The 19,955-nt window shown below is 71.2% G+C and carries 22 protein-coding genes; 14 read left to right on the forward strand and 8 right to left on the reverse strand.

The features are described from left to right. Window positions 1–13: 13 nt before the first annotated feature. From U870_RS0115465 to U870_RS0115475, 3 genes are all read left to right on the forward strand, one after another. Window positions 14–2,521 (forward strand): tetratricopeptide repeat protein, encoded by a 2,508-nt coding sequence (locus U870_RS0115465; protein ID WP_025158286.1) that lies wholly within the window; start codon window positions 14–16, stop codon window positions 2,519–2,521. A gap of 127 nt (window positions 2,522–2,648) precedes the next feature. Beyond that, window positions 2,649–2,933: a hypothetical protein gene (locus tag U870_RS0115470; RefSeq protein WP_025158287.1), complete on the forward strand. Its 285-nt coding sequence runs from the start codon at window positions 2,649–2,651 to the stop codon at window positions 2,931–2,933. Window positions 2,934–2,958: 25 nt separating this feature from the next. Then, on the forward strand, window positions 2,959–3,480 hold the full coding sequence (locus tag U870_RS0115475) for a hypothetical protein (protein WP_025158288.1): 522 nt from the start codon (window positions 2,959–2,961) through the stop codon (window positions 3,478–3,480). A 16-nt stretch (window positions 3,481–3,496) separates the two neighbouring features. Here U870_RS0115475 and U870_RS0115480 read toward each other — a convergent pair whose 3' ends face one another. Both U870_RS0115480 and U870_RS0115485 read right to left on the reverse strand, forming a co-directional pair. Then, the gene (locus U870_RS0115480; RefSeq protein WP_240183722.1) at window positions 3,497–4,753 is read right to left on the reverse strand and encodes a D-alanyl-D-alanine carboxypeptidase family protein; all 1,257 of its coding nucleotides are present in this window, start codon (window positions 4,751–4,753) and stop codon (window positions 3,497–3,499) included. 19 nt (window positions 4,754–4,772) lie between these two features. Then, the gene (locus U870_RS0115485; RefSeq protein WP_025158290.1) at window positions 4,773–5,597 is read right to left on the reverse strand and encodes a TrmH family RNA methyltransferase; all 825 of its coding nucleotides are present in this window, start codon (window positions 5,595–5,597) and stop codon (window positions 4,773–4,775) included. Window positions 5,598–5,678: 81 nt separating this feature from the next. Here U870_RS0115485 and U870_RS0115490 point away from each other — a divergent pair, with 81 nt between their 5' ends. Both U870_RS0115490 and U870_RS0115495 read left to right on the forward strand, forming a co-directional pair. Continuing rightward, window positions 5,679–6,524, forward strand: a complete 846-nt coding sequence (locus U870_RS0115490; RefSeq protein WP_025158291.1) for a Sir2 family NAD-dependent protein deacetylase — start codon at window positions 5,679–5,681, stop codon at window positions 6,522–6,524. Window positions 6,525–6,564: 40 nt separating this feature from the next. Then, window positions 6,565–7,164, forward strand: coding sequence for a histidine phosphatase family protein (locus U870_RS0115495; RefSeq protein WP_025158292.1), 600 nt, complete (start codon window positions 6,565–6,567; stop codon window positions 7,162–7,164). Window positions 7,165–7,188: 24 nt separating this feature from the next. Here the strand turns inward: U870_RS0115495 and U870_RS0115500 are convergent, their stop codons facing one another. Both U870_RS0115500 and U870_RS0115505 read right to left on the reverse strand, forming a co-directional pair. Next, a complete protein-coding gene (locus U870_RS0115500; RefSeq protein ID WP_025158293.1) occupies window positions 7,189–8,298 on the reverse strand; it encodes a glycosyltransferase family 4 protein in 1,110 nt (369 codons plus the stop codon). Beyond that, the gene (locus U870_RS0115505; protein ID WP_025158294.1) at window positions 8,295–9,224 is read right to left on the reverse strand and encodes an alpha/beta fold hydrolase; all 930 of its coding nucleotides are present in this window, start codon (window positions 9,222–9,224) and stop codon (window positions 8,295–8,297) included. Before U870_RS0115505 ends, U870_RS0115500 begins: the two co-directional genes overlap by 4 nt. 136 nt (window positions 9,225–9,360) lie before the next feature. Here U870_RS0115505 and treS point away from each other — a divergent pair, with 136 nt between their 5' ends. From treS to U870_RS0115525, 4 genes are all read left to right on the forward strand, one after another. Continuing rightward, on the forward strand, window positions 9,361–11,070 hold the full coding sequence (gene treS / locus U870_RS0115510) for a maltose alpha-D-glucosyltransferase (RefSeq protein WP_025158295.1): 1,710 nt from the start codon (window positions 9,361–9,363) through the stop codon (window positions 11,068–11,070). A 213-nt stretch (window positions 11,071–11,283) separates the two neighbouring features. Next, window positions 11,284–11,967 (forward strand): 3'-5' exonuclease, encoded by a 684-nt coding sequence (locus U870_RS0115515; RefSeq protein WP_025158296.1) that lies wholly within the window; start codon window positions 11,284–11,286, stop codon window positions 11,965–11,967. 524 nt (window positions 11,968–12,491) lie between these two features. After that, window positions 12,492–12,806 carry a DUF4190 domain-containing protein gene (locus tag U870_RS0115520; RefSeq protein WP_025158297.1) on the forward strand — a complete coding sequence of 105 codons (315 nt, stop codon included), beginning with the start codon at window positions 12,492–12,494 and terminating at the stop codon, window positions 12,804–12,806. A 53-nt stretch (window positions 12,807–12,859) separates the two neighbouring features. Further along, window positions 12,860–13,132: a hypothetical protein gene (locus U870_RS0115525; RefSeq protein WP_025158298.1), complete on the forward strand. Its 273-nt coding sequence runs from the start codon at window positions 12,860–12,862 to the stop codon at window positions 13,130–13,132. A gap of 93 nt (window positions 13,133–13,225) precedes the next feature. Here U870_RS0115525 and U870_RS0115530 read toward each other — a convergent pair whose 3' ends face one another. From U870_RS0115530 to glgA, 3 genes are all read right to left on the reverse strand, one after another. Beyond that, window positions 13,226–13,477 carry a type B 50S ribosomal protein L31 gene (locus U870_RS0115530; RefSeq protein WP_025158299.1) on the reverse strand — a complete coding sequence of 84 codons (252 nt, stop codon included), beginning with the start codon at window positions 13,475–13,477 and terminating at the stop codon, window positions 13,226–13,228. A 125-nt stretch (window positions 13,478–13,602) separates the two neighbouring features. Next, window positions 13,603–14,403, reverse strand: a complete 801-nt coding sequence (locus tag U870_RS0115535; protein ID WP_025158300.1) for an ABC transporter ATP-binding protein — start codon at window positions 14,401–14,403, stop codon at window positions 13,603–13,605. A 57-nt stretch (window positions 14,404–14,460) separates the two neighbouring features. Further along, a complete protein-coding gene (gene glgA, locus U870_RS0115540; RefSeq protein ID WP_025158301.1) occupies window positions 14,461–15,645 on the reverse strand; it encodes a glycogen synthase in 1,185 nt (394 codons plus the stop codon). 46 nt (window positions 15,646–15,691) lie between these two features. Here glgA and U870_RS0115545 point away from each other — a divergent pair, with 46 nt between their 5' ends. After that, entirely contained in the window at window positions 15,692–16,936 is a 1,245-nt protein-coding gene (locus tag U870_RS0115545; protein WP_025158302.1) for a glucose-1-phosphate adenylyltransferase, read from the forward strand. After that, the gene (serB, locus tag U870_RS0115550; protein WP_025158303.1) at window positions 16,933–17,622 is read left to right on the forward strand and encodes a phosphoserine phosphatase SerB; all 690 of its coding nucleotides are present in this window, start codon (window positions 16,933–16,935) and stop codon (window positions 17,620–17,622) included. Before U870_RS0115545 ends, serB begins: the two co-directional genes overlap by 4 nt. Before the next feature lie 126 nt (window positions 17,623–17,748). Here the strand turns inward: serB and fabG are convergent, their stop codons facing one another. Beyond that, window positions 17,749–18,459 (reverse strand): 3-oxoacyl-ACP reductase FabG, encoded by a 711-nt coding sequence (fabG, locus tag U870_RS0115555; RefSeq protein WP_025158304.1) that lies wholly within the window; start codon window positions 18,457–18,459, stop codon window positions 17,749–17,751. A 64-nt stretch (window positions 18,460–18,523) separates the two neighbouring features. Here fabG and U870_RS22680 point away from each other — a divergent pair, with 64 nt between their 5' ends. From U870_RS22680 to U870_RS0115570, 3 genes are read left to right on the forward strand one after another with little or no spacing between them, the layout of a single operon-like run. Further along, window positions 18,524–18,829: a DUF3099 domain-containing protein gene (locus U870_RS22680; protein WP_025158305.1), complete on the forward strand. Its 306-nt coding sequence runs from the start codon at window positions 18,524–18,526 to the stop codon at window positions 18,827–18,829. Next, window positions 18,826–19,071, forward strand: a complete 246-nt coding sequence (locus U870_RS0115565; RefSeq protein ID WP_025158306.1) for a hypothetical protein — start codon at window positions 18,826–18,828, stop codon at window positions 19,069–19,071. Before U870_RS22680 ends, U870_RS0115565 begins: the two co-directional genes overlap by 4 nt. Next, the gene (locus tag U870_RS0115570; protein ID WP_025158307.1) at window positions 19,068–19,928 is read left to right on the forward strand and encodes an SURF1 family cytochrome oxidase biogenesis protein; all 861 of its coding nucleotides are present in this window, start codon (window positions 19,068–19,070) and stop codon (window positions 19,926–19,928) included. The genes U870_RS0115565 and U870_RS0115570 overlap by 4 nt, the downstream gene beginning before the upstream one ends. Window positions 19,929–19,955: the final 27 nt, after the last annotated feature.

Raw genomic sequence — 19,955 nt, forward strand, 5'->3', positions numbered from 1 at the left:
GATGAGGAGCCCGATGCCCCGCACCGACCCCGCGCCCGCCGCCGATCGCCCCGGCGTCCCCGACGACGTCGTCTCGTTCGAGGGCTTCGCCCGCGCTCTCGGGGCGCTCCGTGTCACGGCCGGACCGCCCTCCTACGACGAGATCGCCCGGCGCATCGGACGATCGCGCGCCGAAGCCGGCCGCGGCGGGCCGCCGGCGAAGGTCACCGTGTACGACTGCTTCCGCCCCGACCGCCGGCGCCTCGACGTCGACCTCGTCCACGACATCGTGCTCGCGCTCACCGACGACGCCCACCGCGCCGACGGCTGGCGGCACCTCGCGCAGACGCTCAACGGCGCACGCGCAGGCGGTCACGTCGTCGTGACCGCCCTTCCGCCGGTGCCCGCCGCCGCACCGGCTCCCGCACCCGCGCCCTCCGTCCCCGCGTCCGTCACCCTGATCACCGGCCTCCCCGGGGTCGGCAAGAGCACCCTCGCTCGCGAGCTCGCCACGTCCGCCCGCCTCCCCGGCGGCGTCCAGCTCATCCAGCTGCGGGGGTACCACGCGGTACTCGCTCCCGCCGAACCGATCGAGACGCTCCGCGCCGTCGCCCGCTCCATCGGGGCGCGCGGCGGCTCCCCCGCCACCCCGGACTCGCTCCGCACCGCCATCGCGACCGCTCTCGCCGCACGTCCGGCGGCGCTGGTCTTCGACGACGCCGGGTCCGTCGCGGACCTGGTCCCGGTCCTCCCGGACGGCGCCGTCTGCTTCGTCACCAGCCGCTCGGCCCTCGACGGCCTGGAGGCGCTCACCGCCGCGCGCGGGCTCACATCCCCCATCCGCCGCATCGAGCTGGCCCCGCTCACGGCGGAGGCGTCCGCGGCCGTGCTCGCCGGCGGGCTCGGTCGCGCGGATGCGCACGGGGCGGCACTCGATCGCCTCGCCCGCACCAGCGGCGGCATCCGGCTGGCCATCGACCTGATCGTCCGGTTCGCCCATGACCACCCCGAGTGGACGACGGAGGATCTTGCGGAACGGTTCGACGTGCCCGCCGCAGGATCGCCCATCCATCCTCTGCTCGATTCCCTCTACCGGGCCCTCGACCCCGGGGAGGCGTCCGCGCTGCGCCGGCTGTCGCTCTTCGCCGCCCCGGTCGACGCGCGGACCCTCGCTGCCGCGTCGCCGTCGACGGCACGCGCCCTCATCCGCCTGCGCTCCCTGCACCTCGTCGAACCGGGCCCCGGTGTGGCGCTGCACGACGCGGTGCGGTCGCACGCACATGCCCGCTCCGTGGAACAGGATCCCCTCAGCAGTCGTCGCGCCTTCGCCGCCGCGTTCGCCGTGGCCGCGCGGGACCGGCTCGCCACGAGCAGCCGGATGGATCGCGATCAGGCGCTCGAGCTGCACGCCGCAGGAGTGCTGGCGCACGACCACGGCGCCCACGACGAACTGGTGGAACTCGCGATGGCCGCGAGCGCCCGCCTGGAGGACGACGGGCACTGGAGCGAGATCGTCTCGGTGCTGGAACGCGCGGACGCGGTCGCTCCGTCAGGGAGCCGCGGCCCGCTCGCCGAGGCGATGGCCCGCTCGTATGAGAAACTCGGGCGCGTCGACGACTCGCTCGCCAGCCTGCACCGCGCTCAGCGGCTCGGCGACGAGCGGCAACCGGGGCGCCTCTGGAACATCATCGGCAACCTCCACCGCGGCCTCGGGCGATGGGACGACGCCCGTGCGGCCTACCGCCGGGCCGCGCAGGTCGCGCGCAGGGCGGGGAATCCGCTCACCGAGGGACGCGCGCTGGGCAACGAGGCCAACCTCGCGCGCCTCCGCGGCGACCTCGCCGAGTCGTCGCGGCTGTTCGCCCAGGCATGGACGGTCACGGAGCGTGCCGGCGACGAGGGGAACCGCACCATCCTGCGCAGCAACCGGGCCTTCCTCGACGCGGCGCTCGGCCGGTTCGCGGCGGCCGAGACGGAGAGCCGCGCCCTCCTCGCCGAGGCTCCACCGGGAATCCCTCCGGCCTATCACAGCGTCACGTTGGCGACCGCGTTGCTCGGCGCCGGGCGCGCCCACGAGGCCGTCGCAGCGCTCGAGGCGGGTCGGGCGCAGAGCGACGGCGGCGAGTCCTTCGACGTCCTGCCGGAGATCGGCGCCCTCCGTGCGCAGGCCCTCCGCGCGGTCGGTCGGCTCGACGAGGCCGAGCGCGACGCCCGCGACGCCGTGGCGGCCGTGGACGGCACCGGTTTCCACCTCCCTGTGGCCGACGCTCTCGACACCCTGGCGCTGATCGCTCTCGACCGCGGACGGACATCCGACGCAGCCTCCCTCGCGCGGAGGGCGCTCGCCTCGGCGGAGAGCATGGGCGACATCACCGAGCAGGCACGGGCCCACGAGGTCCTCGGCCGCGTCGCGCTCGCCGCCGGGACGCCTGACGAGGCCGCCCGGCACCTCGGGGAGGCGCTGCGGCTCCTGAGCGCGATGGGCCACGAACGAGCCGCCCGCCTGAGCGCCGAGTTCGCCGGCACGATCGCCGTGCCCTGAGGCGGTCCCCGACATCCGCACGCGTCGTCGTTCGGATTCGTTCGGACTGTTCGGCGCTGCCCCCCGAACCGGGGACGATGGACCCGCGCACCGTGCGCACCACCGCCCCGCACCCGAGAGGTCCGCCATGTCCGAGCCGGATTCCCGTCCATCGCCCGTCGAGCACGTCGAGAGCGAGGAGGAACGGGACACCCCCTGGGGCTGGTTCGGCGCGTCCGCGATCGCCGTCGTCGTCGCCGTCCTCTGCTTCACTCCGATCTGGGACGAGGTGGTCGGCTCCTCGGGTCGCCGCGCCGGCTTCGCCCGCCTGCTCGACACGCTCGGCCCGTTCACGGTCGCCGGTGTCGCGGCCGCGTTCGCCGTGCTCGCGCTCGTCCTCGCGCTCCGCGCCCTCCGCGCCCCGCAGCGCTGATCACCCCACCGAAAGGAACACGACCATGGGTCTCTTCGACAAGTTCGCCTCCGCCTTCACCGGCCCCGCCGTCGACCACGCGGCCGAGATCGCCTCCGCCGGCGGTGACGTCTCTCTGGCGACCGCGCGCGTCGTCCCGAGCGCGTACACCCGCGGAGGCGGTGGCGGTGTGTCGCTGGACGGCAAGCTGCTCAATGCAGCCCTCTCCGCTGTGCAGAACGCCGCGTCCGGGTCGAAGCACCTCGGCGGCGGCGACGGATCCACGGCGCAGCAGCTCAGCCGCGACTCCGATCTCCTGGTGCTCTCGCTCGGCGAGGACGCGCTGACCTGGTGGGACTTCGGGATGGCCGGGAACTCCGTCCCGCCGGCGTTGAAGCAGCGCCTCGCCAGGCGAGAGGTCGTCGCCATCGAGGACACCGGGAAGAAGGCCCAGGGCGGCGTCGCGGTCGCCCGCTTCACCTTCGTGGACGGCTCGTGGGCCGACTACCGGGTGATGCAGCCGTCCGAGTCGTTCTGGACGGTCGCGGCGACCTACCGCTCCGCGTGACGCGCGCCGGGCGGTCTCAGGTGCCGAGGCCGCCCGGATGCGCCAACCGCCAGCCGAAGCCGGGATCGGGCACGTCCTTCGCGAGCGCCAGGTCCGTGGTCTGGGTCTTTCCGTTGGAGGTGAACGTCACCTTCCCCACGACGTCGCCCGCGAACCCGGACTGCACCGGGCGCGTCTCGAGCGCCACCTCGACCGGCTGATCCGACCAGACCACGAAGGTCGTGGCGGTCGTCGCGACGAGATCCGAGCTCGCCTTCCACGGGGTGTCGTACGACCCGAACACCTGGCCCTTCGTCGAGGCCGAGACCTCGTGGAAGCCCGCCTTCACGCTGGTCAGCAGGGCCTGCACCCCGGCCCACAGGTCGTCGTGGGTGGGAGCGCCGAGCACGACCCCCAGGACCCGGACCTTCGCCTTGCCGACGGCGACCTCCGCCGAGAACAGCAGGCAGTTGCCGGCCTCGTCGGTGTTGCCGGTCTTCAGACCGTCGATGCCCTCCCAGCCGAGGAGCGTGTTGGTGTTGTCCTGCGCGCCCGCGCCGGGCAGCGTCGCCGTCTTCTGCGACACGATCGACGACAGGGCGGGCGAGTCGAGCACCAGTCCGCCGAGTCCGAGCAGGTCCTTCGTCGTGCTCATGTTGCCCGGGTCGAGCCCATCGGCGCTGACGATCTTCGTGCCGGTGAAGCCCTTCGCCGCGAGCCACTTGTTCGCGGCGTCCACGTAGGCCGACTGCGAGCCGTACGCCCAGTTCGCCAGAGAGATGGCGTAGTTGTTCGCCGAGGGCAGGAGCATCGCGGTGAGCGCCTCCTTCTCGGTCATCGAGATGCCGGCCTGCACGGGCGCCCACGACCCGCCCTCGGCGATGACCTCGTTCCAGATGTCGACGTCCTTCTGGGTGAAGGAGATGGACGGCCCCTGCTCGTCACCGTTCAACGGCTTCGCGTCGAGCACCACCAGGGCGGTGACAACCTTCGTCACGCTCGCGATCGGCACGCTCGCGTCGCTGCCGTGGAAGACCGTCGCACCGGAGTAGTCCGGGGCGGTCACCGCCGACGACCCGTAGGACGGCCACGCGAGCTGGGCGGCGGGCTGCACGATCGACTTCTCGTGGGAGACCACGGCCGCGGTCGCCGGGACCGGCGTCAGCAGCGAGCCGGCGACGTACAGGAACGCGAGCAGGAGGGTGCCGCCGATGCCGAAGACGACGAAGCGGCGACGGCGGTACACCGTGCGGGATTGACGGCGCGGCGGATCGACCGGGACTTGCTGGGACACGCGGAGAGTCTAGACGCGCCTACTGCGGCATCGGCTGAGAACGCGCCCGCAGCGCCCAGAGCGCCACCGCGCTCGCCGATGCGACGTTGAGCGAGTCGACGCCGTGCAGCATCGGGATGGTGACGACCGTGTCGGCGGCGGCCAGCGCCGTCCGGCTCAGCCCGTCGCCTTCGGAGCCCAGCACCATCGCGACGTGCTCGGGCGGGGCGGCCGCGTATTCGTCGAGCGTCACCGCGCCGTCGGCGAGGGCCAGTGCCGCGATGTCGAAGCCGGCGTCGTGCAGGATCCCCGTCGCCTCCTCCCACTCCGGGATGCGCGTCCACGGCACCTGCAGCACGGTGCCCATGCTCACCCGCACACTGCGCCGGTAGAGCGGGTCGGCGCAGCGCGGGCTGACCAGCACCGCATCGGCGCCGAGACCGGCGACCGAGCGGAAGATCGCCCCGACATTGGTGTGGTCGACGATGTCCTCCAGCACCACCACCCGGCGCGCGCCGCGCAGCAGATCCCGCGGGTCGGGCAGGGCGGGACGGTGCATCGCCGCCAGAGCGCCGCGGTGCAGGTTGTATCCGGTGAGCTGTTCGAGCACGCCGGCCTCCCCCACGAAGACGGGCACGTCCGGAAAGGCGGAGAGCAGGGGCTCGACGTCCGGCAGCCACTGCTCCTGCAGCAGGACCGACCGCGGCCGATGCCCGGCGGCGAGGGCACGCGTGATCACTTTGGTCGACTCCGCGATGTAGAGGCCGCCCTCCGGCTCGCTCACCCGCCGCAGCGCGACGTCGGTCAGACGGGAGTAGTCGGCGAGGCCGTCGGCGGTCAGGTCGGTCACACGATGGATCTGCACGGGTCCACATTGCCAGTCCCCGGAAACAAATCGGAAAACTGGCGAGTTTAGACTCAGGAGGGCAACGACCGGGAGGTGCCAGTGGACACGCTGACGACACAGCTGACGCCGGAGGTCGCGCGCGCGATCGACGAGACCGTCGACCTGCTCTCCGGGCGACGCTTCGCCGTCCTCACCGGTGCGGGTGTCTCGACCGACTCGGGCATCCCCGACTACCGCGGCGAGGGCGCCCCCAAGCGGACGCCGATGACCTTCCAGCAGTTCCTCGCCGACGACCGGTACCGCAAGCGCTACTGGGCGGGCAGCCACCTGGGCTACCGCCGCTTCGCCGCCGCCCGGCCGAACGACGGGCACCGCGCACTGGCGGGCCTGGAAGCGGCCGGCGCCGCGAACGGCGTGATCACGCAGAACGTGGACGGTCTGCACAAGCAGGCGGGATCCCGCCGCGTCGTCGACCTGCACGGCTCGATGGACCGCGTGCTGTGCCTGGTCTGCGGTCAGGTCTTCGCCCGCGAGGCGATCACGGCGCGCATCGACGCGGCCAACCCGTGGATCGACACCGAAGGCGCGGTCGAGATCGCTCCCGACGGAGACGCGATCGTCACCGACATCGACGCGTTCCAGGTGCCCGACTGCACGGTGTGCGGCGGCCGGCTCAAGCCCGACGTCGTGTTCTTCGGCGAGTTCATCCCTGCCGAGAAGTACCGGGAGGCCAGTGCCCTGGTCCGCTCCGCCGACGCCCTGCTGATCGCCGGCTCGTCCCTCATCGTCAACTCGGGCATCCGCCTGCTGGAGGAGGCCCGGCGCCGGCGGCTGCCCATCGTCATCGTCAACCGCGGCGAGACCAAGGGCGATCTGCGCGCGACCATTAAGCTGAACGCAGGGACGACGGAGACGCTCGTCGAGCTCTCCCGCCGCCTGGCGTAGCGCACAGCGCCACGGCGCGTCCTGGAACGGAAGGACGCGCGTGACCCTCATCTCCCTCGTTCGGCACGGCCAGACCGATTGGAACCTCGCCCGGCGCATCCAGGGCTCCAGCGACATCCCGCTGAACGACACCGGGCGTGGGCAGGCCGAGGCGACGGGCCGCGCGCTCTCCGGAGGCCGTTTCGACGCGATCTACGCCAGCCCGCTCGGCCGCGCGTTCGAGACGGCGCGCATCATCGGTTCGCATGTCGGCCTGGGCGAACCGCACCCCCTCCCCGCCGTGGCCGAGCGCCACTACGGGGAGGCCGAGGGGCTGACCGGCGCCCAGATCCTGGAGCGCTGGCCGGAGGGGACCCCGGTGCCCGGCCGGGAGAGCCGCGAGCAGGTGGTCACGCGCGCCCTCCCCGCCTTGCTGGAGCTGGGCGAGGACCACCCGGACGAGAGCATCATCGTCGTCAGCCACGGCGGCGTCATCGGTTCGATCGTCCGCCACGTCACCGACCACGCCCTCCCCGGGCCGGGTGAGGTGATCCCGAACGGCTCGGTGCACCGTTTCGTCTACGACGACGGCGTGCTGCGCCTCGACCGGTTCAACCTCGGTCCGGAGGACCGCGACCTGCTCACCGCCTCGGTGATGTGAGCTCCGCGGCGGTCGCGACGGCAGTCAGCGCTGCGCGCGTCCGCGACCGCGCCGCCGGTCCGCCCGGGCGTTCGTGGCGGTCAGCACCGTCAGCAGGTGCTCGGCCGACGCCGCCCAGGTGAAGCGCGCGGCCTCGTCGCGGGAGGCCGCGGAGCGCTCGGCCCAGACGCCGTCGTCCTCCAGGTGCCGCACCCGCTCGGCCAACTGCTCCGCGGAGTCAGCGGGGAAGAACAGCGCCGCCTCTCCCCCGATCTCGCGGAAGATCGGGATGTCGCTGACCACCACCGGGGTCCCGAGCGTCATCGATTCGACCAGCGGGATGCCGAAGCCCTCATCGCGCGACGCCGTCACCAGGGCGGTCGCCGACGCGAGGGTCTCGGCGTACTCCTCATCGCTCGCACCGTCGTGGAACACCAGCCGGGCGGCCGGGGCGAGCGCGGACAGGCGCGCCTTCTCGGCGTCGGAGACCCGGCTCATCAGGTGCAGCTCGTATCCGGGCAGCAGGGCGGCGGCGCGCACCAGCGTGTCGACGTTCTTGTACGGCATGAACGACCCCATGTAGACCAGGCTCTTGGTCTCGGGTGCGGGACGGGAGGCCCGCTCCTCCGGGATGGCGGGCATGTCCGCCGCGTTCGGCACGACGTACACCGGGCGCTTCGTGAGGCGGTGCTCGGCGATGAGCTGCTTCGTCGTCGACGACACCGTCACCACGGCGTCGGACCGGTTGAGGAGCAGCCGTTGCGGCCACCAGGCGAGGTGGTAGAGCCGCCACAGGCCGCGCACGAACGCCGGCAAGTCCCGTGGCGGGGTCGGGTGGCGGTAGTAGATGAGGTCGTGCACGGTGAGCACCAGGCGGTAGCGGCGGCCGAAACCGCCCATCGTCTGCATCGGCGTGAACACGACGTCCGGTGCGAGCGCGTTCACCTGGCGGGCCACCCACGGCTCACCGACCGCCGTGGGCGAGCCGATGAGCTCCCACGGCAGATCCGGCAGCATCTCCAGCTGCCGGTGGTCGCTGATCAGCATGGTGACGGCGTGGCGCTCCGCCAACGCGGTCACCAGGCCGGCGGTGTACCGGCTGATCCCGTCGTGGCGGCCGATGCGGGTGTACCGGCAGTCGAACAGGATCCTCACTCAGCGGCCTCCTCGCCGAGGAAGGCGCGGAGCGCGTCCGCCGCCTCGTACGGCTTCTCGTAGTGGATCAGGTGCCCCACCCCGGCGATCTCGACCAGCCGGGCGTCCGGGAAGAGCGTCCGCAGACGGCGCTCCGCCTCGATCGGCGTGATGTCGTCGTCCACCGCCGCCACGAGCAGGGTCGGTTCCGGGATGCGCGCCGCGAACTCGCTGACATCGTGGGAGACGGACGCGCGGAAGGCCTCGAGCACCACCCGGCGGTCGCTGAACGCCGAGAAGTAGCGGTGGTGCTGGTCGTGGATCCAGCCACGCAGCCCGCGCTCCTTCGTCTTCGCCATCGCCTCGCTCATCACGCGCACGATCAGGCGGTTGCGCAGCAGGGCGAAGCCGAGCCGCTCCGGAAGCACCGCCGCGAGCCAGTAGTAGAAGATCGCCAGCCGGGTGAGCACGCCGCGCGGACCCTTCAGCGCCGGCTGGCCGATCGGGTTCACCAGCACGACGCGGTCCGGCCGCAACGGATCGTCCTCGGCGCGGGAGGCCAGCGCCCCCGCGACGACGATCGAACCGAACGAGTGGCCGAGCAGCACGACGCGACCGTGGAGGTCCAGGCCGGCGACGAATCCGCGCAGCCAGCGGCCGTATCCCTCGATGTCGTGAGACGCCTCGGTGAGCGGCGTCGACGCGCCGAACCCGGGCAGGTCGGGCGAGATCATCCGCAGCTCCGGCAGCTGGGCGACCACCGGCTCCAGGCCGTGGTGATCGCCCCGGAACCCGTGCACGACGACGACCGTCGTGGCGGCGTCCGGGTCGCCGTAATCCCAGTACCGGGTGGTGCCTCCGAGGAGGTCGATCGCACCCTGTCGCACGGGGAGGCGCCCGAGCGCGTCGGCGTATGGTGAGGCTGTGTTCCTCGTCGAGGTGGTCATCGTGGTCAAGTCTAGGCAAGCCCTGGGCGGACACTCGGTGAATGTCCCGGCAGGACTGGACAGGTCACCGCTCAGAACCCCTAGACTTCACTGGTTGTAACCGCTTGCACTACGGCCTCGAGCCAGAAGGAGAACCGTGAGTTTCACCGCGCCCATCACGCTGCCCGGACTCACCCTCGACCCCCATTGGTACCGCCGCGCGGTGTTCTACGAGGTCATGGTGCGTTCGTTCGTCGACAGCAACGGAGACGGCTCCGGCGACCTGGCCGGGCTGACGTCCAAACTCGACTACTTGCAGTGGCTCGGCATCGACGCGCTCTGGCTCCCGCCGTTCTTCCACTCGCCCCTGCGCGACGGAGGCTACGACGTCTCCGATTTCAAGGCGATCCTCCCCGAGTTCGGCACCATCGACGAGTTCCGCGACCTCGTCACCAAGGCGCACGAGCGCAACATGCGCATCATCATCGACCTGCCGATGAACCACACCTCCGACCAGCACGAGTGGTTCCAGCAGTCGCGCTCCGACCCGGAGGGCCCGTACGGCGACTTCTACGTCTGGAACGACACCGACGACAAGTACCCGGACATCCGCATCATCTTCGTCGACACCGAGGACTCCAACTGGGCCTTCGACGAGGCGCGTCGCCAGTACTACTTCCACCGCTTCTTCTCGCACCAGCCCGACCTCAACTTCGAGAACCCGGCCGTGCACGACGCGATGTACGACATCGTCCGGTTCTGGCTCGACCTCGGCGTCGACGGCTTCCGGCTCGACGCCATCCCCTACCTCTACGAGTCGGACGAGGGCAACGGCGAGGGCGAGCCTCCCACGCACGAGTTCATCAAGAAGCTCCGCGAGATGGTGGACCGCGAGTACCCGGGCCGCATGATGATCGCCGAGGCCAACCAGTGGCCCCGCGAGGTCGCGGCGTTCTTCGGCACCGAGGAGGAGCCGGAGTGCCACATGGCCTTCGACTTCCCGGTCATGCCGCGCATCTTCTACGCGCTCCGCTCGCAGCAGGCCACCGAGCTCGTCCGGGTGCTCTCCGAGACGACCGACACGCCCGAGGGCGCCGCCTGGGGGGTGTTCCTGCGCAACCACGACGAGCTCACCCTCGAGATGGTCAGCGAGGAGTACCGGCAGGCGATGTACGGCTGGTACGCCTACGACCCGCGCATGCGCGCCAACGTCGGCATCCGGCGCCGTCTCGCCCCCCTGCTCGACAACTCCCGCGCCGAGCTCGAGCTGGCGCACGCCCTGCTCTTCTCGCTCGCCGGCAGCCCGTTCCTCTACTACGGCGACGAGATCGGGATGGGCGACAACATCTGGCTGCCCGACCGGGACAGCTCGCGCACGCCGATGCAGTGGACGCCCGACCGCAACGGCGGGTTCTCGACGGCCGACCCGGGCAAGCTGTTCCTGCCCGTCGTGCAGTCGCTGGTGTACCACTACAACCAGGTGAACGTGGAGGCGCAGCTCGCGCAGTCGCGCTCGCTCCTGCACTGGGTGCGCAACGTCATCCACGTGCGCAAGGCGCACCCCGTCTTCGGCCTCGGCGACATGCGCGTGCTGCAGACCGACCATGAGTCGGTGCTGGCGTTCGTGCGCTCCTACGCCGGAAGCGGCACCCACTTCGGCGATCAGGCGGAGGACGTGCTCTGCGTGTTCTCGTTCGCCCACAACCCCATCTCGGTCACGCTGGACGCGCCCGAGCTCGCGGGTCGGACGCTGTACGACATGTTCGGCGGGGCCGAGTTCCCCACCGTCGCGGAGGACGGCCGGTTCACCCTGACGCTCGGCACGCAGAGCTTCTACTGGCTGCACCTGGAGCCGCGGCGCGACTGACGGCCGCCTGTCGCGGCCGGCGGCCACCTGTCGCGGCTGGCGGCCACCTGTCGCGGCCGGCTGCCGCCTGTCGCGGCCGGCGGCCACCTGTCGCGGCCGGCTGCCACCTGTCGCGGCCGGCTGCCGCCACGGTCGCCCCTGTCGCGGCACGGGTCGCCGACCCGCCCGGTGCGCCTCCCGGGTGGTGTCGGCGGCCCGTCCTACCCTGAATCCATGGGTTGGCATCACGAGCTCGGCGTCTTCGATCTCGAGACGACGGGCATCGACGTCGAGTCGGCCCGGATCGTCACCGCGCACGTCGGCCTGCTGAACGAGCGGGGCGAGGTCGTCCACGGCCGATACTGGATCCTGGACCCCGGGGTCGAGATCCCGGCCGAGGCCACGGCCGTCCACGGCGTGACCACCGCGCTCGCACGTGAGAAGGGCATGGCCGCCGCGGCCGGCGTCGCCGCCATCGTCGACCAGTTGCGCCGCCTGTTCGATCGCGGCATCCCAGTGGTGGCCTACAACGCACCCTACGACTTCACCCTGCTCGACCGGGAGGCCCGCCGCCACGGCGTGGCCCCGCTGGCCTCCCCCGGGCCGATCATCGACCCGCTGGTGATCGACCGCGCCGTCGACAAGTTCCGCCCCGGCAAGCGCACGCTCACCGTCGCCGCGGACCACTACGGCGTCTCGCTGACCGACGCGCATGACGCTGGCGCTGACGCGATCGCGGCCGGACGCGTCGCCCAGGCGATGGCCCAGCGGCATGCGGAGCACCTCGCCATCGAGGCCGCCGAGCTGCACCGCAAGCAGATCGACTGGTGTCGCGAACAGGCCGCCGACTTCCAGGAGTACATGCGCCGCGTCCGCGACCCCGAGTTCACCGCCTCCGGGGACTGGCCCCTCCGCTGACCCGCGGCGCGCGCCGCGGCGCTGCGCCGCGCTGCGCTGCGCGCCGGCCGCCGCATCCGCCGCCTCCTACAACGTCGACCACCGCCGCGACCGCTCGCATTCGGGACGACCGCCGCCACGTCCGCTACCGTTCGGGACGTTTGCGTTGCGGCGCCGCACCGCAAACGTCCCGAAGAGCAGCGGTCACCGGGGCCGCCCGCACCGCCCGCGCGCGGGCGGGCGCGCGGGCGGGCGGGCGCGCCGAAGCCCGGCCGGCGACCGGACGCGCGCGTGGCGGACCCCGCCGCGACCGCCCTCGTTCGGGACAACCGCCGCAAGGTCCGCTGCAGTTCGAGACGACCGCGGTGCAGCGCCGCACCGCATTTGTCCCGAACAGCAGCGGTCACCGACCGCGGCTGCGTGGAGAGCGGCAAACGCAGGCGCGGCGCCGCCGCACAGCCGCGCCGCGGCGCGGGCGCGCCAGGCGCGCGACCCTCCCACGCTGGGGGTTCTCCGGTGCGCCGGTGGACGCTAGTGTCGTCGCCATGAGCGATCCCAACCTGAACCCTCAGCCACTCCCGCCGCAGCAGCAGCCGCAGTACGCTGCCGCCCCGCCTGTGCAGCCCGGCTACAACACGCTGGCGATCGTGGGCTTCATCCTCGCGTTCTTCGTCAACCTCGTCGGGGTGATCCTCGGCTTCGTCGCCCTGTCGCAGATCAAGCGCACCGGCGAGCAGGGACGCGGCCTCGCCATCGCCGCCATCATCATCGGCCTGGCGGAGATCATCCTCGGCATCATCATCACGATCATCGTGATCGCCACGCTCGGTGTCGCCGCGGCCAACTACAACAACTACTGAGCGGAACGGCGACCGGGCGCCCTCGACCGATTCCTGGGTGTTTTCTGAAGATCGTGCAAGACTTTCGCTGGCCGCGACAGACGCGACCATCGACGAAAGGAATCAGCATCAGCGCGACGCTTCAGATCGTAGACGACTCCCACCAGCTCTGCCACCCGACGATCACCACCGAAGGGCCCTACTTCGGCTACAGCGAGCAGACGGACTTCTCGAACGGATCCGTGGTCGATCTCATCCCGTGCCCGGCCTGCGACGATCACCACGACATCGAGCAGCAGCCCCGGACCGGAAGCTACCTGTGCGAGGTCTTCGGCAGGATCCTGTAGCGCCGCTACCGCACCGCTACCGCACCGACACGAAGAGGCCCCCGTCGTACGACGGGGGCCTCTCTCGTACCGCGCGGCCGGAGCCGCGGCGGCTTACTTGCCGAAGTTCTTGTAGCGCGAGTTGAACTTCTCGACGCGGCCGGCCGAGTCGAGGATGCGCTGCTTGCCGGTGTAGAACGGGTGCGACTCGGACGAGATCTCGACGTCGATCACCGGGTAGGTGTTGCCGTCCTCCCAGTCGATCGTCTTCTCGCTGGAGACGGTGGAACGGGTGAGGAACGTCGCACCCGAGGCCAGGTCGCGGAAAACAACCGGAGCGTAGTCGGGGTGGATGCCAGTCTTCATCAGGACTTCCTTGTTGCGTTGGTTTCGAATCGGTCAGGCCCGCACGCCAGAGGCACGGGCGGAAAGCTCTCGGCCGCCACGAGGCAGAATGACTCGGGAGCCAGCTATCGAGTTTAGCAGATGACTCAGCCTGCGGTGGCCTGACGCGCCCGGGCGGTGTATCGGCCGTCCGTCTCGACGAGGTCGATGTCGAGCCCGAAGGTCTCGCTCAGGCTCTCGGCGGTCAGCACCTCGGCGATCGGGCCCTGCGCGGTGACGCGGCCGTCCTTGAGCAGGAGTGCCCGGTTGAAGCCGAGCGGGATCTCCTCGACGTGGTGGGTGACCATGACGATGGCGGGCGACTTGGCATCGCTGGCGTAGCCGCCGAGCAGCTGCACGAGCTCCTCCCGTCCGCCGAGGTCGAGGCTCGCGGCCGGCTCGTCGAGCAACAGGATCTCGGGGTCGGTCATGACCGAGCGGGCGATCTGCACGCGCTTCTGTTCGCCGTCGCTCAGGCTGCCGAACGAGCGCTGGGCGAGGTGCTCGAGGTGCCACTCGGTGAGCACGCGCAGGGCACGACGCTCATCGATCTCCTCGTACAGCTCGTTCCAGCGGCCGGTGACGGCGTACGCGGCGGTCATCACCACGTCGAGCACCGTCTCGTTGCGCGGGATGCGGCGGGCCAGGGCGCTCGACGCGAACCCGAGCAGGGGGCGCAGCTCCGCGAGGTCGCTCTGGCCGAGGGTCTCACCCAGCACCACGGCCTCCCCCGAGGACGGGTGGAGGGCGGCGGCGGCGATCTGCAGCAGCGTCGTCTTGCCCGCGCCGTTGGGGCCGAGCACGACCCAGCGCTCGTCCGGCTCCACGGTCCAGTCGACACCTTGCAGGACGGGGGTCCCGTCCCGGAGCACGGACACGTCTGAGAGCTGGAGAACGCTGCTGGCCATGACTCCTAGCCTACTCATCCGGGGAGGCCGGCACCGACCGCGACGGGCCGCCGGGCGCTACCGGCTCACCGAGCGGTAGATGTCGCGCGTCCGTTCCGCGATCGCGGACCAGCTGAACGACGTCTCCGCCCGCTCCCGCCCGGCCGCGCCCATCCGGGCGGCCCGCTCCGGATCGCTCACCACCTCGGTGAGCGCCGCCGCGAGATCGCGCACGAACGCCTCCGGGTCGGTGGGCGTCCCGGTGCCGTCCTGCAGCTGCTCGATCGGCACGAGCCCCCCGGTGACGCCGTCGACGATGACCTCCGGGATGCCCCCGGTCGCCGTGCCGACCACGGGGAGACCGCAGGCCATCGCCTCCAGGTTGACGATGCCCAGCGGCTCGTAGATCGACGGGCAGACGAAGACGGTGGAGGCGGTCAGCGCGATCCGCAGCTCCTCGTTGGTGAGGAGGCGGTCGATCCAGACGACGCCGTCGCGCTCGGCCTGCAGCTGCGCGACGAGCCCGCTCACCTCGGCGAGGATCTCCGGCGTGTCGGGAGCGCCGGCGCACAGCACGAGCTGCACGTCCGCGGGCAGCAGCCGGGCCGCGCGCAGCAGGTACGGCAGGCCCTTCTGGCGGGTGATACGGCCGACGAAGACCACGGCGGGTCGCGTCGGGTCGATGCCGAGGGCGCGGGCCCGCACGCCGTCGTCGAGCGGCGTCCACCGTTCGAGGTCGATGCCGTTGTAGACGACGGTCACCCGGTCCGGGTCGAGCGCCGGGTACGCGTTCAGGATGTCGCGGCGCATCCCCTCGCTCACAGCGATGACGGTGTCCGCGGCTTCGAAGGCGGTCTTCTCCGTCCAGCTCGACACGCGGTACCCGCCGCCGAGCTGCTCGGCCTTCCACGGGCGCAGCGGCTCCAGGCTGTGCGCGGTGACCACGTGCGGCACATCGTGCAGCAGCTTGGCGAGGTGGCCGCCGGCGTTGGCGTACCAGGTATGCGAGTGGACCACGTCCGCTCCCCCGCAGTCCTGCGCCATCTGCAGGTCGACGCCCAGCGTCGCCAGCGCGCCGTTCGCCTCCCGCAGCTCCGCGGGCACCCGGTAGGCGACCGTGTCGGGCGCGTCGCGCGGCTCGCCGAAGCAGCGCACCACCACGTCGATGTCCGCGCGCAGAGCGCGCACCAGTTCGGTCACGTGCACTCCGGCGCCGCCGTAGATGTCCGGCGGGTACTCCCGGGTGAGAAGATCAACGCGCATGCCCTGAACGCTAGTACAGCCCTCCGGTTGCCTCTACTGTGGTGGCATGGCAGCAGGCAGGAAGATCTTCGGCATCGTACTCGCGGGCGGGGAGGGCAAGCGGCTGATGCCGTTGACGGCCGACCGGGCCAAGCCCGCCGTCCCGTTCGGCGGCCAGTACCGGCTCATCGACTTCGCGCTCTCGAACCTCATCAACTCGCAGCTGCGCCAGATGGTCGTCCTGACGCAGTACAAGTCGCACAGCCTCGACCGCCACGTCTCGCAGACCTGGCGTCTCGACGGGATGCTGAACTCCTACATCGCGTCCGTCCCGGCCCAGCAACGCCTCGGCAAGCGCTGGTTCAGCGGGTCGGCCGACGCCATCCTGCAGAGCCTCAACCTGCTGCGCGACGAGAAGCCCGACATCGTGGTCGTGGTCGGCGCTGACCACGTGTACCGGATGGACTTCGCGCAGATGATCCAGGCGCACATCGACTCGGGCGCCGCCGCGACCGTCGCCGCCATCCGTCAACCGATCTCCCTCGCCGACCAGTTCGGCGTCATCGAGGTCGATGCGGAGCACCCCGACCGCATCGCGGCCTTCCGCGAGAAGCCCAGCGACCCGATCGGGCTCCCCGACTCGCCCGGCGAGGTGCTCGCCTCGATGGGCAACTACGTCTTCGACGCCGACGCGCTCATCGACGCGGTGATCCGCGACGGCGACCGCCCCGACTCCAACCACGACATGGGCGGCGATATCATCCCGGACTTCGTGGCACGCCAGGAGGCCGGGGTCTACGACTTCAGCCGCAACGACGTCCCGGGCTCGACCGACCGCGACCGCTACTACTGGCGCGATGTCGGGACGATCGACTCGTTCTTCGAGGCCCACCAGGACCTGATCTCCGCACTGCCGGTGTTCAACCTGTACAACCGCGAGTGGCCGATCTTCAGCCAGGTGCTCAACTCGCCGCCCGCGAAGATCGTGCGCGACGGGCGCGGCGCCCTGGGCACGACCATCGACTCGATCGTGTCCCTCGGCTCGGTGATCTCGGGTGCCCACCTCGAGCGCAGCGTGCTCGGGCCCTGGGCGAAGGTGGACTCCGGCGCGAAGGTCGTCGACTCGGTCGTGTTCGAGCGCGCCGTCATCGAGCCGAACGCGTTCGTGGGACGTGCCATCCTGGACAAGGACGTCGTGGTGGCCGAGGGTGCCCGCATCGGCGTGGACCCGGCCAGGGACCGCGCGCGCGGCTTCACCGTCACGGAGTCCGGCATCACCGTCGTCGGCAAGGGAGTTCACGTCGTTCCATGACGTCAGCACGCACACAACAGAACACGCAGCAGCACCCCCATCGGCCCGTCGTCCCGTTCGTCGTCGTCCTCGATGCGGACTCGACCCTCATCCACGACGAGGTGATCGAACTGCTCGCCGAGGAGGCGGGCGCGCGCGCGGAGGTGGCGGAGATCACCGAGCGCGCGATGCGCGGCGAGCTCGACTTCGCCCAGAGCCTGCGTGAGCGGGTCCGTGCGCTCGCCGGGCTCCCGGTGTCCGTCTTCGAGCGGGTCGGCGAGCGCATCCGCGTCACCGACGGCGTGCCCGAGCTCATCGCGGGCGTGCAGGCCTCGGGCGGACGGGTGGGTGTGGTCTCGGGAGGCTTCCACGAGCTGCTCGACCCGCTGGGGGCCCGGCTCGGGCTCGACCACTGGCGGGCGAACCGTCTCGCCGTGCGCGACGGCGTGCTGACCGGCGAGGTGGACGGGCCGATCGTGGACGCCGCCGCCAAGGCCGAGGCTCTGCGCGAGTGGGCCGGCGCCGCAGGGGTCCCGCTCCGGCGGACCGTCGCGATCGGCGACGGCGCCAACGACCTGCTGATGATGGCGGAGGCCGGACTGGCGATCGCCTTCAACGCGAAGCCGCGCGTCCGCGCCGAAGCCGACCTTGTGATCGATCGTCAGGACCTGGCGCAGGTGCTCCCCCTCCTCGGTCTCCGCGGCTGACCAGCGCGGGCAACGGAGGCGATTCGGCCCGTGGTGCGGCCGAAACGCAGCGAACGGAGGCGATCCGCCCGGGACCGGGCCGATCATCCTCCGTTCGCGCGGCGCGCGGCGACGGGCGACGGGAGGCTAGTGCCCCATCCCGAGGCCGCCGTCGACGGGGATGACCGCGCCGGAGATGTAGCCGGCATCGTCGCCCGCGACCCAGGCGACCACCTTGGCGACCTCGCTCGGAGACGCGAACCGGCCGGCCGGGATGCTCTTCTTGTACTCGGCCTGCTGCGTCTCGGGCAGCGCCGCCGTCATGTCGGTCTCGATGAAGCCCGGGGCCACGACGTTCGCCGTAATTCCGCGGGCGCCCAGCTCGCGGGTGATCGAGCGGGCCATGCCCACCAGCCCGGCCTTCGAGGCGGCGTAGTTGACCTGGCCGGCGCCGCCGAACAGGCCGACGACGCTCGAGATGAGCACGATGCGGCCGAACCGTGCCTTCAGCATCCCCCTATTGGCGCGCTTGACGACGCGGAAGGCCCCACCCAGGTTGGTCTCGATGACGCTGTCGAACTCTTCGTCCGTCATCCGCATCAGCAGGGTGTCCTTGGTGATGCCGGCGTTCGCGACCACGACCTCCACCGGGCCGAGCTTCTGCTCGATCTCGGTGAACGCGGCGTCGATCGACGCGGCGTCGGTCACGTCGGCACGCACGGTCAGCGCCCCCTCCGGTCCCTCGCCCGAGCGGGCGGTGACGGCGACGCGGTGGCCCTGGGCCACGAACTCCTCGGCGATCGCATAGCCGATCCCGCGGTTTCCGCCGGTGACGAGCACGGTGCGCTGCGTGGTCATGTGGTGATTTCCTCTCGAATCGAACGGGTACCAGTCTATGGACGTACTCTTGAGGGGAACCCTCATGAAGACCTCACGCCCCACGCTCACGAACCTCGGCCTCTCGCCCGACGAGGAACGACATCACCGGATGATCCGCTACTCCGTGGCGATGGGCATCCGTGTCGTCTGCCTGTTCGTCGCCGTGCTGGTCCCGGGGTGGTGGGCGGCGGTCCCCGTCGTCGCCGCGATCTTCCTCCCCTATGTCGCCGTGGTCCTCGCGAACGTCCACGCCGACCCGCGTCGAGGAGAAGCACAGCGTCCGGGCAATATCCTTCCGATGACACCTCCGCCGACCCCCGGCGGCGACCCGAAGCAGGAGGGCCAGTGATCGGACTCGGAGAGCCGGATCCGCTGACGTGTTCGCGCGCGGGCTGCCGCGAGACGGCGTCGTGGCGCATCGAGTGGCGCAACCCGAAGATCCACACCGCCGACCGGGTGAAGGTGTGGCTGGCGTGCGACGAGCACGAGGAGTTCCTGCGGGAGTTCCTGGCCGCGCGGGAGTTCCCCGTCGCCGTCCGGGCCCTCGACGACGCGACCGCCGTGTCCGTCGACGAGGGGACCACCGCGTGAGCGCGGGAGGTGGCTGGCGCTTCGCCTTCTCGAAGCGCTGGCTCGGCTACCTGGCCTTCGCGATCGCCTTCGCGATCGCGTGCGGGTTCCTCTCCAACTGGCAGCTGGCACGTAGCAAGGAGGCCGCAGCTGCGAACGCTCTCATCTCGGCGAACTTCGACTCGAAGCCGGTGCCGCTGACCAGCGAGCTGCCGACGCTCTCCTCGTACTCCAAGAGTCAGGAGTGGACGCGGGTCACCGTGACCGGCACGTACCAGCCCGACCAGCAGCTCCTCGCGCGCAACCGGCCGTTCAACGGCAACCCGGGCTTCGAGGTCTTGACGCCGCTGCGCACCGCCGACGGCTCGCTCTTCATCGTCGACCGCGGCTGGGTGCCGACGGGCAACGACTCGGACGACCCCGACCACGTGCCTGCTCCCCCGCCCGGGACGGTCACCGTGGTGGCCCGGCTCAAGGCCAGCGAGCCCGCCATCGACGGACGCACGGCGGTCGGCCGGCAGGTCGGCACCATCCAGCTCTCCGTGGTGAAGCAGAAGATGGACACGGATGCCGTCTATACGGGCGCGTACGGCCTCCTGGACACCGAGTCGCCCGCCCCGGCGTCGGCGCCCACTCCCACCGTCACGGAGCCTCCCACACAGGACGAGGGGCTGCACTGGTCGTACATGATCCAGTGGATCATCTTCGCGCTGATCGGGTTCTTCGGTCTCGGCTACGCGCTGCGCACCGAGTACCGCAAGCTCAACGAGAACGACCCCGCCGAGAAGGCCCGCGCCGCCGAGCGCGATCGCAAGCGCGCGCTCAAGCGCACCGACTCCGACGTCGAGGACGAGCTGCTCGACGCCTCCTCCCGCTGACCCCGCTCCGATTTGGACCAAATGTCG

This window comes from Leifsonia aquatica H1aii (assembly GCF_000633535.1).
GTDB classification, from domain to species: Bacteria; Actinomycetota; Actinomycetes; order Actinomycetales; family Microbacteriaceae; genus Leifsonia; species Leifsonia aquatica_A.

Excerpts from the sequence above, each read along its gene's own strand:
- fabG (WP_025158304.1), bottom strand. The coding sequence starts at position 18,459 with ATGACCACGCAGCGCACCGTGCTCGTCACCGGCGGAAACCGCGGGATC.
- U870_RS0115530 (WP_025158299.1), bottom strand. The coding sequence starts at position 13,477 with ATGAAGACTGGCATCCACCCCGACTACGCTCCGGTTGTTTTCCGCGAC.
- serB (WP_025158303.1), top strand. The coding sequence starts at position 16,933 with ATGACGTCAGCACGCACACAACAGAACACGCAGCAGCACCCCCATCGG.
- U870_RS0115545 (WP_025158302.1), top strand. The coding sequence starts at position 15,692 with ATGGCAGCAGGCAGGAAGATCTTCGGCATCGTACTCGCGGGCGGGGAG.
- U870_RS0115515 (WP_025158296.1), top strand. The coding sequence starts at position 11,284 with ATGGGTTGGCATCACGAGCTCGGCGTCTTCGATCTCGAGACGACGGGC.
- U870_RS0115505 (WP_025158294.1), bottom strand. The coding sequence starts at position 9,224 with ATGACCACCTCGACGAGGAACACAGCCTCACCATACGCCGACGCGCTC.
- U870_RS0115535 (WP_025158300.1), bottom strand. The coding sequence starts at position 14,403 with ATGGCCAGCAGCGTTCTCCAGCTCTCAGACGTGTCCGTGCTCCGGGAC.
- U870_RS0115475 (WP_025158288.1), top strand. The coding sequence starts at position 2,959 with ATGGGTCTCTTCGACAAGTTCGCCTCCGCCTTCACCGGCCCCGCCGTC.
- U870_RS0115465 (WP_025158286.1), top strand. The coding sequence starts at position 14 with ATGCCCCGCACCGACCCCGCGCCCGCCGCCGATCGCCCCGGCGTCCCC.
- U870_RS0115520 (WP_025158297.1), top strand. The coding sequence starts at position 12,492 with ATGAGCGATCCCAACCTGAACCCTCAGCCACTCCCGCCGCAGCAGCAG.
- glgA (WP_025158301.1), bottom strand. The coding sequence starts at position 15,645 with ATGCGCGTTGATCTTCTCACCCGGGAGTACCCGCCGGACATCTACGGC.
- U870_RS22680 (WP_025158305.1), top strand. The coding sequence starts at position 18,524 with ATGAAGACCTCACGCCCCACGCTCACGAACCTCGGCCTCTCGCCCGAC.
- U870_RS0115470 (WP_025158287.1), top strand. The coding sequence starts at position 2,649 with ATGTCCGAGCCGGATTCCCGTCCATCGCCCGTCGAGCACGTCGAGAGC.